Origin of the sequence: Paenibacillus sp. MMO-58, from assembly GCF_037146255.1 — a bacterium.
GTDB lineage: Bacteria > Bacillota > Bacilli > Paenibacillales > Paenibacillaceae > Pristimantibacillus.
The window spans coordinates 57,489-70,989 of record NZ_JBBCVY010000012.1 but is presented as its reverse complement, the minus strand read 5'-3'; the positions used below and the strand labels follow the sequence as shown (position 1 = coordinate 70,989).

Annotated in this window: 8 protein-coding genes; 1 reads left to right on the top strand and 7 read right to left on the bottom strand. The window is 54.4% G+C overall.

Translation table 11 applies throughout. The features are described from left to right. Window positions 1–39: 39 nt before the first annotated feature. From WFJ73_RS27365 to WFJ73_RS27335, 7 genes are all read right to left on the bottom strand, one after another. Window positions 40–4,527 (bottom strand): InlB B-repeat-containing protein, encoded by a 4,488-nt coding sequence (locus WFJ73_RS27365; RefSeq protein ID WP_336776108.1) that lies wholly within the window; start codon window positions 4,525–4,527, stop codon window positions 40–42. Window positions 4,528–4,728: 201 nt separating this feature from the next. After that, the gene (locus WFJ73_RS27360; RefSeq protein ID WP_336776107.1) at window positions 4,729–5,586 is read right to left on the bottom strand and encodes an inositol monophosphatase family protein; all 858 of its coding nucleotides are present in this window, start codon (window positions 5,584–5,586) and stop codon (window positions 4,729–4,731) included. A 175-nt stretch (window positions 5,587–5,761) separates the two neighbouring features. Continuing rightward, window positions 5,762–6,580: a sulfite exporter TauE/SafE family protein gene (locus tag WFJ73_RS27355; protein ID WP_442955997.1), complete on the bottom strand. Its 819-nt coding sequence runs from the start codon at window positions 6,578–6,580 to the stop codon at window positions 5,762–5,764. A gap of 112 nt (window positions 6,581–6,692) precedes the next feature. Continuing rightward, window positions 6,693–7,709: a UV DNA damage repair endonuclease UvsE gene (gene uvsE, locus WFJ73_RS27350; RefSeq protein ID WP_336776171.1), complete on the bottom strand. Its 1,017-nt coding sequence runs from the start codon at window positions 7,707–7,709 to the stop codon at window positions 6,693–6,695. A 6-nt stretch (window positions 7,710–7,715) separates the two neighbouring features. Beyond that, window positions 7,716–8,033 (bottom strand): hypothetical protein, encoded by a 318-nt coding sequence (locus tag WFJ73_RS27345; protein ID WP_015842440.1) that lies wholly within the window; start codon window positions 8,031–8,033, stop codon window positions 7,716–7,718. Window positions 8,034–8,074: 41 nt separating this feature from the next. Further along, complete coding sequence (locus WFJ73_RS27340; protein ID WP_336776105.1) at window positions 8,075–9,202, bottom strand: D-alanine--D-alanine ligase; 1,128 nt, start codon at window positions 9,200–9,202, stop codon at window positions 8,075–8,077. A gap of 25 nt (window positions 9,203–9,227) precedes the next feature. Further along, window positions 9,228–10,595, bottom strand: coding sequence for an amidase domain-containing protein (locus WFJ73_RS27335; RefSeq protein ID WP_336776104.1), 1,368 nt, complete (start codon window positions 10,593–10,595; stop codon window positions 9,228–9,230). Window positions 10,596–10,784: 189 nt separating this feature from the next. Between WFJ73_RS27335 and acnA the strand changes: the two genes are divergently transcribed. After that, window positions 10,785–13,487, top strand: a complete 2,703-nt coding sequence (gene acnA, locus WFJ73_RS27330) for an aconitate hydratase AcnA (protein ID WP_336776103.1) — start codon at window positions 10,785–10,787, stop codon at window positions 13,485–13,487. The last annotated feature ends 14 nt before the right edge of the window (window positions 13,488–13,501 follow it).

Sequence of the window (13,501 nt, the reverse complement as noted above, 5' to 3'; positions counted from 1 at the left end):
GACGCTTCCTATCGCAAGGACAGGAAGCGTCTTTTTCGTTTATTCGATCAAATCCGATTTCGATAGCAGCCGTTGAATCATAACAACAGCCTCTGCTCTTGTAATATTCGCGGCGGGAGCCAGAATCGAAGCGCTTTGTCCCGATACGATTCCGGCTTGCAGGCAAGCCGCGATGCCGCTTGTCGCCCAAGCCGAGATTTTCGATTTATCCGAGAACGCGTTGATCAGGGCTTTTACGCTGCTCTCATGAACATCCGTTTGAATGCCCGTCACTGTCATCGCTTTGGCTATAATCGTCATCGCTTGTTCGCGGGTAATGCTGTCATTCGGATGGAAGCTGCCGTCCGGATACCCGTTAATGAGCTGATGCGAATATGCCGTCTGAACATCATCGGAATACCAGGCCGATGCTTTTACGTCCGAGAAGCTGCTTGCGCCGTACTCCATGCGAAGTCCCAGCGCGCGAACGATAATCGCAGCGAACTCGGCACGGGTAATCGCTTTGTTCGGGTAGAACAACCCGTCTCCCGCTCCGCCGACAATCAGGCGGGACGCCATATCATTCACCGCGTTCTTGGACCAATGATTACTCATGTCAGAGAAGGAAACGCTCTTGCTCACAAGCGCATACAAGCTGTTCGTACGGCTGTTGATAACGGCATAACGCTTGCCTTCAATGCTGACCAGCTTCGTTGGCACAGGCCGGACAGACCCGTCCGGTTCCACGACGATGGCCGTTAACTCCGGATTTTGAGCCATGTTATCCGGAATAGCAATCATTCGTTCTACATAGGAAGCAAATGCGGAGAGCTCGACCTTCTTGTCGCCATAAGAAACAATTACCGAGAATTGAACAGGCGATACTGCCAGATTAAGCTGATTCTGTAAGGCAGCCTTCTGCGTCAATGCTGTCATTGCTGCCGTTGCTTTCCCGATTTCCACGTTAACCGTGACATCTTTGGCATTTACGCTGCCATTAAACAGCTTCGTTAAATCGATAAGCCCGGTTGGCAATGCGTATACGGCATATTCCGTTTCGATCCGCAAGGTGGCCTGCTTCTGAATAAGCAGCTGCAGGAGATCGCCGGGAATCTCGCCAATGGCGACATCCGCTTCCGTCTTGATTGGAAGCACAACCGTAACCTGCTGATCCGATGAAGCCAGAATCTCCTTCAACTGATCCGCTCTCAGATGGAGAGTCGATACCGTTTGCTCTCCCCGCGTGGTAGACTTCAGCTCGCCTAAGCGGTAAGACTTCCCGTCGATGACGATCTCGAACCCGGATGCCGGATTCGAATTACCGCCGCCGTTGTTGCTGCTGATTACGGCAAATGAAGCCGTAACCGTCAGGTTGCCGTTTACGCTAAGATCCGTTCTTGTTGCGCTTCCCACTCCGTCGCTCCAACCGGCGAACCGGTATCCGGCATCCGGCACGGCCGTAACCTCCGTTCCGTCCGAGCCATGAGTAACCGTCTGGAGCTTATCTCCGGTCAGCGTTCCGTGATCGCCAGCCGTGTAGGTCAACGTATATTCGTTAATCGCAAAATCAGCCGTGACGTTCAGGTCAGCCACAATCCCGGTATCCTGGCGCGTATCCGTCTGAATACCGTCGCTCCAGGCAATGAAATGATAACCAACCGCCGGTACTGCTTTCACTTCCGTACCGTCAGCTCCGTAATTGACGTCTTGCGTTGCCATTCCGGTCACGCTTCCTCCGGTTCCCGCGGAGTAGGCGAGCGTAAACGTATCGATGGCGAATTCCGCCGTGACGGTTAGATCGCCGGTCACGTTCAAGTCCGTGCGGCTAGCCGTCGTTACGCCGTCATTCCATCGGACAAAGTGATAACCCGCATCGGCTGCTGCCGTTACTTCCGTTCCGTCCGAGCCATGAGTGACAGTTTGAAGCTTATTGCCAGTCAGCGTTCCATGATCCCCCGCCGTGTAAGTTAACGCGTACTCGTTAATCGCGAAATTCGCCGTGACGTTCAAGTTAGCCACAATCCCGGTATCCTGGCGGGTATCCGCCTGAACACCGTCGCTCCAACCGGTGAAATGATAGCCGACTGCAGGCACCGCCTGCACTTCCGTACCGTCGGCTTCGTAATTGACTTCCTGCGTGGCATCTCCGGTCACGCTTCCCCCGGTTCCCGCGGAATAGGTGAGCGTAAACGTGTCGATCGCGAATTCCGCTGCTACGCTCAGATTGCCCGTAACATTAAGGTCCGTGCGGCTGGCCGTCGTTACGCCGTCGCTCCAACGGACAAAATGATACCCCGTGTCCGCTACGGCCTTTACTTCCGTTCCATTAGAGCCATGGTTTATGGTCTGATGAACAACGCCGGTCAGAGTCCCATGCGCTCCGGCGGTATAAGCCAGATCGTATTGGTTAATCTCGAACACGGCCGTTACCGCAACGCTGGCTTGGACATTTTTCTCTTGGCGGGATGCCGTGAGCACGCCATCGCTCCAGCCTGCGAAATGGTAGCCCTCGTCCGCCACGGCGGTTACTATCTTTCCGTCTTTTCCGTAATCGACGGTTTGAGCGGCATCCTGGTTAATGCTCCCCCCGGTGCCGGCCGTATAGGTCAACGTATACTGATTAATGGCAAAAGTGGCCGTTACGCTTTTGTTGGACACCACTGCGAGGTCTGTTCGGGATGCCGTCCCAACGCCGTCGCTCCAGCCGACAAAGCTGTAGCCGGGGTTCGGTATAGCCTTTACCTCGCTGCCGTTCGAGCCATGCGCGACCTTCTGAGAGGTTAGGCCGTCCAAGCTCCCGCCGTCCGCTGCCGCGTAAGTCAACGTATATTCGTTAATCGCAAAGCTGGCTGCTGCAGTCTTGTCCGCTCTCACATCGCGGTCCACGCGATTGGGAGTTTCGATTCCGTCACTCCAGCTAACGAAATGATAACCCGGATCCGGTGTAGCCGTTACCTCTTGACCATCGGAGCCGAAATCGACGGTCTGCACCCGCGATGCTTGTCCATCGATGCTGCCACCCGTGTTTGCCGTATAAGTTAGCTTAAACGTATCGATCGCAAATTGCGCGGTGACGTTTAGTGTGCCCGTAACGTTACTGTCCGTCCGGCTTGCATTCGTATTGCCATCGCTCCAGCTTACGAAGTGATAGCCCGGATTCGCTACGGCCGTTACGGTTGCGGCATTCCCGCCATGCGTGACCGATTGAGATTCATCCCCGGTAAGGCTGCCGTTCGAGCCTGCCGAATAATTGAGTCCATAAACGTTGATCTCAAAATTAGCGGTTACGCTGACATCGCCAATAATATTGTTGTCCGTCCGGGCTGCGTTCGTATTGCCATCGCTCCAATTGAGGAAATGGTAACCGGTATTTCCTACGGCCGTTACCGCAGTACCGCTTCCCCCCGTCCTTACTCCTTGCGAAGCAATGCCGCTAATCGTACCATTCGATTCCGCCGTATAAGTGAGCTTATGCTGTGCCATAAGGATAGTACCGTTCGAGCCAAGCGCCATAAACTCTCCGTTGACGTACGCCGCTCCGTACAAGACGGCTGTTGTGCCGCTTGCGCGCTGCTGCCAGTTCTGACCGTCCGTCGAGCTCAGAATCGTGCCGTTGCCGCCAACGACTACAAAGGTGCCGCCCCCAAATGCGGCTCCGTAGAACGTGCCGCTTACGGGCGGGGTAATGGACGTCCAGTTCGCTCCGTCGGGAGACGTGAGAAGTTTGCCGCCGCTTCCGACCGCAACGAATAGTCCATTGCCGTATGTAACTCCCCGCAATGTGGTTGTGACACCCGAGTTTTGCGATGTCCAATTCACGCCGTTCGTTGAACTTAGTATCGTCCCTCCGCTGCCAACCGCAACGTAGGTTCCGCCGCCGAATACCACCGCATTAAGCGCACCGCTTGCAGCCAACTGCTGGCTCCACGAATACCCGTTGCTTGAGGTCAGAATCGTTTGCGTCTGATTAAAGTTGATATCGTTGCTCGCGCCAACCGCTACGTAACCTGCGCTTCCGTAAGTTACGCCGTACAGCGTTTCTCCCGACTCGCCGGGAGGCGTATACGAACTCCAATTCACGCCATCATTGGAAGTCATGATTTTCCCGTGATAGCTTTGTTGCCCGTACATGATATATTGCGAATACCCTACTCCCACAAAATTAGCAGGCCCGCCGTATACCAGGCTTCTAATCTCGTGATTGCCCGTAGACAGGGCCGTCCATGCCGCGCCCGTTGTGGAAGTGCGGTACAAGCTTCCCGCATGCATATCGCCTTGATTGCTGCTGATAAACGGCATTGGCGGGGTTCCCGTTGCGACGATTTTCCCGTTGCCGAATGCCGCCGTACGGAACGAATCCGTAGAATCGGTCGAGCCCGACGGCTTTGCTACCCAGGACAAGCCTTCCAGCGCATCCGTTCCTCCGCTTGCGAAGGCTTTGCCATATACCGGCAGCAGACCCGCTACTATCGCAAAGATTAATATCATCGCTATTTTCCTGCTTAATGCATGACGACTTCTTGCGCTTCCCCAGTTGTTCTTACTCATCGCTTGACCCATCCCCATCCTCAAATATGACACCCAATACGATAATGCTACACAGTATCATATACCATACTAACGAACTAATATATTATACCTACGACCTATTCTATGGTTTATAGCGCTATGGTCACTGCCAACGCACACGAAAAAACCAGCTATCGTTGATAGCCGGTTTTTGAAAACTCTATTTATTAATAAATCCTGTTATTTCACGGCATCCGCAGACGCAAGCGCGTCAAGGAAGGCTTGATGCATCTTGCCATTGGACGCTGCGACGTTGCGGACGCCTAGGCTGTATGGCTGCCCGAGCGTATCGGTTACGGTACCGCCGGATTCCTGAATGAGCAGCGCGCCTGCTGCCAGGTCCCAGCTGTTCAGGCCAATCTCCCAGAAGCCGCTTAACCGGCCGGCCGCGACATACGCCATATGAAGTGCTGCCGAACCGCCCGAGCGGATATTGCGGACTTGCGGCGCCAGCGCCTGCAGCCCTTTCATGTTTAGCGGCAGCGCATAATCCAGATCTGCCGGGAAGCCCGTAGCAATAAGGCTCGTCTTCAGGCTGTCCTCTTGGGACACGCTCATCCGCTTGCCGTGCACGTAAGCTCCTTTGCCCTTCTCGGCAATAAACAATTCGTCGCGCATCGGATCGTAGACAACGCCAAGAATAACCTCGCCTTTATGGGCAAGCGCAATGGAGACTACAAAGAACGGAAAGCCGTGCACGAAATTAGTCGTCCCGTCAATCGGGTCAACAATCCACAAATATTCGGCTTCGCTTACTTCCTCCAGCGCGCGTGCGGATGCTTCCGGCCCCGGTTCAACGCCTTCCTCGCCGAGGAAGGAATGATGAGGGAAATGCGTCAGCACAAGACGCTTGATCAGCGTCTCCGAGCCTTTGTCTACCTCCGTCACCAAATCATGAGCGGAATACTTTATATCAAGCTTCTCATAGTTTCCTAGCTTAGACTTAATCCATTCTCCAGCTTTAGCCGCGCAGTTAATCGCCACGGCGGCGAAGCTTTTGCCTCCGACGACGGTGCCCTGCTGATCACTTACAGTCACAGTCCATCACTCTACTCTCATCATAATTTTACCAAACATAGGACTTTTAAACTTTTCAATGGTTCTAAAAAAGTTGCATGTTCATTTCTTATACGAACGACTTCCCCTGCAAGTTTCGCGCAAGTTGTATAGAGAGAATGTATACTTCGTATATTTTTAAAATATTACCGTAGTGTTAAAGCTTCGTCAAACCTTCGTAGATTAATTGGGCGGCCAGCAAGAGCAGCGTTACCCGAAGCAGCCAGAGCAGGCCTTTTCCGCTCATCCGGCCGGCTATTACAGCTCCAAGCTTCCCGCCAATCCACGCGCCCGGCACCAGTGCCAGCACGATCCAATAATTGATTTCTCCCAGCCAGCCGTGCATGCCGCTCCCCAGTATCGATGAAAGAAAGATGACGAACATAGACGTTGCGGTCGCCGTATGCGGCGGGAAGCGGAACAAGAGCACCATAAGCGGAACAAACAAGGAGCCGCCGCCTATGCCGAACAATCCTGATATAAGACCCACCGCAAACCCGATGGCCAGAGCGGGAACAATCGCATAACCGTACGTGTGCTCCTGCCCCTTCGCATCTACGATCGTACGCTGGATCGGCCATTCCCGGTTAATGGGCTTCAAATAATCGCGCGCTACGAGCAGCCCGGCCATAAGCAGCATAAAAATACCGAAGGACAGCGAAAAAGCAGCGCCTTGAAACCGGCTGGTCAGCGCGGATCCGATCATGGCGGCGGGTCCGCTCGTAATAAAGAACAGCCAGCCGCTTTTGAAATCGACCAGCTTCTTCTTGGCATAGCTTAACGTAGAGGCAAGCGCCGTAATAATAAGCATAGTCAGCGAGGTGCCCACCGCGGTGGCATGGCTGATCTCGCCCCCCGTCAGCTGCGGTCCCAGCAGCATAAGCACGGGTACGATAATAATACCGCCGCCTAGGCCTACTATACTGCCAAACATCGCTGCCACAACGCCAAGCAGCACCAGCAGAATCCATTCCAACACGTTACCTTCACCGCTTTCCCGCTCATGATGTCTCTAGACTATGTACCATCTGTTCACAAAATAACACCGCCAACGCCGTCCTGTTGGCGGTCCTTGGCGGTGTTATCGCTTAAGGGTCGATCTCCACGGTACCGCCATCCAGGATCCGGATTCCGTTTCCTTGCGCGGCTAGTTCCTTTAGGTCCTCCATTAGCTTGAGCAGCGCGGCATCCTTATGCTTCGCCTCCAGCATGCAGTCGATCCGCGGTGTTGCAGCCGCAACGCTCCGAAGAAACTGCACCAGCGGCCCCGGCTCCACGTTATCGGCATGCCCACGGGGATCGGATAAGCTTTTTGGACTTGAAGCATGGATTTTGGGCGGAAGGCCCCCTTCTTCAAGACCGAGACGCTGCTCCTCCAGCGTCCACGTACGGGCAATCCGCGGCCATAAGCCGGCGGAAAGCTCGTCCATCGTTACATCCCCGCTGTTCACCGCATGATGGTGGATATCGAGGACCATGGGAACGCCAACGGCTTCGGCAGCCGCAATCGTTTCCCTGACATCAAACGTTTTATCGTCGTTTTCAAGCGTAACACGATGCTTGTACCGGTCAGTCAATGCGCCGAACTGCTGAACGAACCGCTCGCCGGACAGCTTCTTATCGCCATAGGCTCCGCCCATGTGAATATTGCATTTCACGGTCTCCGGCAGCTCCATCGCTTCGAGCATCCGGATATGATAATCGAGATCCCGTTCCGATTTGACCAGGACATCGGGACGATTCGTGCTGAATACGCAGAAATGATCGGGATGGAAGGAGGTCCTCATCCCCGTCTTTTTCGCATAGTCGCCAATTTCCTTCATCGAAGGACGAAGGACGGGGAACGGATCCCAGTCCAGCAGATCCTCATGCGTGGAGAGCGGAATCAGCTTGGACGAGAACCGGTACATATGAATGTCATGGGCATTGGCATGCTTCATGATCCGAAGCGTGTTATGCAGGTTTTCCTCCGCAATCCGCTCCATCTTCCTTATGCCGGCTTCTCTGTCGTTCAGCTTGCTAAAGTTCGCGAACGTCATCGTCCGAGACGGCGAAGCATTCTCTAGAATCGTGCTCATGGCGACAAATCCGAACCGGACGATCATAGTCAATTATACCCTCTCTCCGAAAAACATCTCGTACGCGAGAGCCGTCTGGATGCGCGCCTCCTCTTCCGTCAGCTTGCGCACCAGCTCCATCTCCACTTCCGTCACTTCTTCGCCCTGGAAATTGATTTCCGCAATGGAGGCGAGAATGCGAACGATCGCAATCGCTTCGTTATTAGGCGTATACGCGATTACTTTCTGGCCGGTCGGGAAGACGCGGAACCCGCTCTTCACCATTTTGCCCCTACCGTATTCAAGCAATTCATACAGCTCTTGCTCCGATTTGAATTTGCATACGGAATTAAACTCTGTTGCAAAACCCATCTCTATCCCTCTTTTCCCTATAGTCCGATTTATAGCTTCGTTTAGTTGCCGCCGCTGCCTCCGTAATCAATCGTCTGTCTATCGGCATAACGCTTGAACGCCAGCTCGATCAGCTTATCCAGCAAATCCTTGTACGGCAGGCCCGACTCTTTCCACATAAGCGGGTACATGCTGATTGGCGTAAAGCCCGGCATCGTATTCACCTCGTTAATGAACAGCTGGCCGTCCGTCTTGCGGAGGAAGAAATCTACCCGCGACAGCCCTGCCCCGTCAATGGCCAGAAAAGCCCGAAGCGCCATATCCCGCACCGCTTCCGCCGTTTTGTTCGGAATATTCGCCGGAATATGAATGGTGGACTTACCGTCCACATACTTCGCCTTGTAGTCGTAAAACTCGTTAGACGGAGCAATTTCCCCGGGCACGGATATCTTCGGATCGTCATTTCCAAGAACGCTGACTTCGATCTCCCTGGCATCAACGAACTCCTCCACGATGACCCTGCGGTCGAACCGGAAAGCAAAATCGATGGCCGCGATCAGCTCCTCGCGGTTCTTTGCTTTGGTTATGCCTACGCTGGACCCGAGGTTTGACGGCTTTACGAAACACGGGTAACCTAAGGCGACTTCGCATTCCATAATAAAAAAGGAGGCGTCCTTCTCCCACTGCGCCCGGTTAAAATACCGGAAGACGCATTGCGGCAGACCCTCGTAGGCGAATATCTTCTTCATCGTAATCTTGTCCATCCCTGCAGCGGAGGCAAGTACCCCCGCCCCGACAAAAGGGATGTCCGCAATTTCGAGCAGACCCTGAATCGTCCCGTCTTCTCCGAAGGTACCGTGGAGCAGCGGAAAAACAACGTCGATCGGCTGTCCCCCGCCCGCCGGAGCACCTCCGGCCAGGCGGTCGAGGAGCGGGGCAAGCGGAAGGTCCGGCACAACCGGCACCGGTGCCCCGTCCACCGGCTCAAGCCGAAGCTCGTCGATGGCTCCCGGCTGCCCGCCAAGCATCGAGCCCACTCTCCATTCGCCTAGCCGGGTAATATAAAAAGGCGTTATTTCATATTTTGCGTAATCAAGCTCCCCCATCACCGCAAATGCCGTCCGCAGCGACACGTCATGCTCTCCCGACTTCCCTCCGTAAATCAACCCTAAGTGTACTTTCTGCCCCATTAGGTATCCTCCGGTATGGTTATTTTTAGAAGTGGTCCGCAATATGAAAAAAACGGTATCTTGTTTGCTCGGTCCAAGCATACGAATCCCGGTAATCCCAGAACCGATGCCGGCTCGGAACCGTGTTCGCATTCACAAGCGGCATTCCTGCCGCGTCGAAGGCGGTAATGATGGTACTATGCTGGTAACGGTTGTCGCCGTTCCAGTCATAGGTGATGACATCGCCAAGCTGAAGCTCTTCCACTGATTGAACCACGGTTGCATGCAGGCCGGAATTGCGCTTGCCGGATAAATAATTGGTCAGCGCATTGGACACCGCCCAGCTGTAGCTCCACCATTCTTTACCGCCGTTTCGGCCTTTGTACCACCAGCCGCTTTCTCTTTTACCAGTATAGTTCATAGGCGCGTGGCCTGCAAAGAGACACTGGGAAATATAGTTAGTGCAGTTCACGTCGAATTCCTCGTAAGCCGGATTCCCTTCATTCCACCATCGGTCGGCGTAAGCTGCCGCCAGCTCGCGGCGATAGGGGATTCCTTTTACGCGTTGCTTCAACTGAGGATATTGATCCGTGTTCAAAAAAGGAGTCGACCGGAAGACCGAAGCTTCACGCGTCTGATCCAGGTCTTCCTCCATCGCTGCGGTGTACTCGGAAACGCCGAACCTCGGCCTTCGCTCCGCAATGACGGGCTCAATCCGGAAGATGCGCCAGGCGCCTCCCGACTGATTCAGCCATAACCGCTCGATTTCGGTTCTCTCCTCCAGATAATGCAGCCCCGATTGTTCCATCTGTCTTCTAATATGAAGCTTCAATAGAACGGATACTTCGGCAGAGGATTCGTTCACTTTAATAAGCTCTGCCTTGGTCTCGCCCCTGGCGGGAAGCACGCCGCGGTACAGCTCCCTTTCCCGCAGCCGCTCCAGACGGTAACGAAGCCTCAAGCAGTGGTCTTTGTCTTCTATATAATCATCAAGAGCGGCATAATGCTGGTCCGTCTCGGCCTTATTATATAAGTTCACATATTGGGATATAACGGACTTCCACTCCCCTGCTTTCTCCCTTTTTTCCGCTCCTGATTGCTCGGAGGAACGAAGCAAGGAAGAAAGCTTCCCCCGGGCCTGCTTTCCGGCGGTATGTCCGGCAGACGGCTGGGCAGACTTTGTAGGTGCGGATTGGACGGGTAGCCCAGCGGGCAGCGACGATTGGCCGCCCCGCTGATCGCGGGCGGTATTTTCCGGCGTCACGACAGAAGGACGCTGCGTTTCGGGCTCATCCGCCTTCAATATGAACCCGGACGGTTGACTTGTGCGCACCGCCGCCGGTTGGAGCACTAAAGCTTTGTTTGGCCGCTGCTTGTCGGGACGATTCCTTGTTTGATCCGATCGCGTAGACATGGCTACCCCTCCCATTCCTGTATTTGCTGGTTCATTATATGAGCAAATGTAAGATTTCATGTAACAATCGCCAGGGGGCTTGGGAACACTACCTGAGGTAAACAGGAGATGAATGTTTAAGCGAACCGTAAACTTTAAGCGAATGCTTTCGTAAGTTTGCTTCGCAAACTTTTAGGAGGTCACTAACGTATGTCCACGAACAACCCTTTTGCCGAGCGCAGCACGCTGGATGCTGCCGGCAAAACCTATGCGTATTACCCGATCGCGGGGCTGGAGAAGCAAGGGCTGGGCCCTGTATCCAAGCTGCCCTTTTCGATTAAAGTACTGCTCGAGGCCGCTGTCCGCCAATTCGACGGCCGCGCGATAACCGAGGAGCATGTGAAGCAGATTGCTTCTTGGGCCAACGGCCGGATCGATAAGGAAATCCCTTTTATTCCAGCGCGTATTCTCCTGCAGGATTTCACCGGCGTCCCCGTTGTTGTTGACCTGGCCGCGATGCGCGATACCGTCAAGCGTGCCGGCGGCGATCCAAAAAAAATCAATCCGCTCGTGCCGGTTGACCTTGTCATCGACCACTCGGTTATGATCGATTCCTTCGGTACTCCGGAAGCGCTTGAATACAACATCAAGCTTGAATTCAAGCGCAATGAGGAGCGCTACCGGTTTCTGCGCTGGGCGCAGACCGCCTTCGATAATTTCCGGGCAGTCCCGCCCGACACCGGCATCGTTCATCAGGTGAATCTGGAGTACCTGGCTTCCGTTGCCGCAACCAAAAAAATCGGCGATGACACGGTCGTCTTCCCGGACTCCTTGGTCGGCACCGACTCCCATACCACGATGATCAACGGTCTTGGCGTTGTGGGCTGGGGCGTAGGCGGGATCGAGGCGGAAGCCGGGATGCTGGGGCAGCCGCTCTATTTTGTGATGCCGGAAGTTATCGGCTTTAAGCTGACCGGTAGTTTAGCCGAAGGCTCCACCGCAACCGACCTTGCTTTAACGGTTACTCAGATGCTTCGCAAAAAAGGCGTGGTCGGCAAGTTTGTCGAGTTTTACGGATCCGGCCTGTCTAATATCAGCCTGGCTGACCGGGCAACGGTGGCGAATATGTCGCCTGAATACGGCGCGACTATCGGCTTTTTCCCGGTTGATGAGGAGACGCTCCGGTACATGCGGGATACGGGACGGGATGAAGAACAGATTGAACTGGTTCGGTCTTACTATAAGGCACAGGACATGTTCCGCACCGATGAAACCCCGGATCCGGTGTTTACGGACACGTTGGAGCTTGATCTGTCCACGGTTGTGCCATCCCTTGCCGGACCAAAACGTCCGCAGGACCGCGTTGAACTCACTCATCTCAAGGAAGCTTTTAACGATATTATCAACCTGTCCGTTGAAAAAGGCGGCTATGGCTTAAGCGAAGAAAATAAAACTCAAAGAGTGAAGGTTCACCATAAAGACGGACGGGAGAGCGAAATGGGCACCGGTGCTGTTGTAATTGCGGCCATAACCAGTTGTACCAATACGTCTAACCCAAGCGTTATGCTTGGCGCCGGGCTTGTCGCCAAGAAAGCTGTCGCACTTGGACTAAAGGTACCGGCATACGTCAAAACCTCCCTCACCCCAGGCTCGCTGGTTGTAACGGAATACTTCAACCGCGCGGGACTGATGGAACCGCTCGAGGCGCTTGGCTTCCACCTGACCGGCTACGGCTGCGGCACTTGCATCGGCAACTCCGGACCGCTCCCTGATGAAGTGAGCAAAGCGATCGCCGACAATGATATGACGGTGGCGGCGGTGCTTTCCGGCAACCGGAACTTCGAAGGCCGCATTCATGCCCAGGTTCGGGCCAACTATTTGGCGTCGCCGCCGCTAGTCGTCGCTTTCGCTCTTGCCGGCACAGTAAATATCGATCTGTCAAAGGACCCGATCGGTACGGGCTCTGACGGCAAGCAGATTTTCTTGAAGGATATTTGGCCGACCAATGAAGAGGTACATGAAGCGATCAAATCGGCAGTCCGTCCTGAGATGTTCCGTGATAAATACGCCAACGTCTTCACGCAAAATGAACGCTGGAACGCACTTGAAGTAGCTAAGGGCGAAAGCTACGAGTGGGATCCGGATTCGACTTACATCCAGAACCCTCCATTCTTCGAGAATCTGAGCGGGGATGTCGGCGACATTAAAAATATTCCGTCATCTCGCATACTGGCACTGCTTGGCGATTCCGTCACGACGGACCATATATCCCCTGCGGGCAATATTAAAGCCGACAGCCCGGCAGGCAAATATTTGACCGACCACAATGTTGAACGAGTCGACTTCAACTCCTACGGCTCCCGCCGCGGCAACCATGAGGTCATGATGCGCGGCACGTTCGCGAACATCCGTATCCGCAACCAGGTGGCTCCGGGTACGGAGGGCGGCGTAACAACCTATCTGCCGACAAACGAAGTGATGTCCATCTACGACGCTTCAATGAAGTACCAGAAGGACGGAACGAACCTCGTTGTTATCGCGGGCAAGGAATACGGCACGGGCAGCTCCCGGGACTGGGCGGCAAAAGGCACTTTGCTGCTTGGCGTCAAAGCGGTTATCGCCGAAAGCTTCGAACGGATTCACCGTTCCAACCTCGTTGGCATGGGCGTGCTTCCATTGCAATTCCTTGAAGGCCAGAGCTGGAAGACCGTTGGCCTGACCGGCCGCGAAACCATTGATATTAGCGGGCTTTCCAACGACGTGAAGCCCGGCCAGAAGGTCCATGTCAAAGCGACAGGCGAAGACGGCCAGGTAACCGAGTTCGACGTAACCGTACGTCTCGATTCCATGGTCGACGTCGACTACTACCGCAATGGCGGGATCCTGCAAACCGTGCTCCGCCAGATCATGTAAACAAACAAAAGCGA

What these genes read in the sequence shown, in the direction of transcription:
- WFJ73_RS27365 (WP_336776108.1), bottom strand. Translation starts at nt 4,527, where the DNA reads ATGAGTAAGAACAACTGGGGAAGCGCAAGAAGTCGTCATGCATTAAGC.
- uvsE (WP_336776171.1), bottom strand. Translation starts at nt 7,709, where the DNA reads ATGATCGTCCGGTTCGGATTTGTCGCCATGAGCACGATTCTAGAGAAT.
- WFJ73_RS27345 (WP_015842440.1), bottom strand. Translation starts at nt 8,033, where the DNA reads ATGGGTTTTGCAACAGAGTTTAATTCCGTATGCAAATTCAAATCGGAG.
- WFJ73_RS27340 (WP_336776105.1), bottom strand. Translation starts at nt 9,202, where the DNA reads ATGGGGCAGAAAGTACACTTAGGGTTGATTTACGGAGGGAAGTCGGGA.
- WFJ73_RS27335 (WP_336776104.1), bottom strand. Translation starts at nt 10,595, where the DNA reads ATGTCTACGCGATCGGATCAAACAAGGAATCGTCCCGACAAGCAGCGG.
- acnA (WP_336776103.1), top strand. Translation starts at nt 10,785, where the DNA reads ATGTCCACGAACAACCCTTTTGCCGAGCGCAGCACGCTGGATGCTGCC.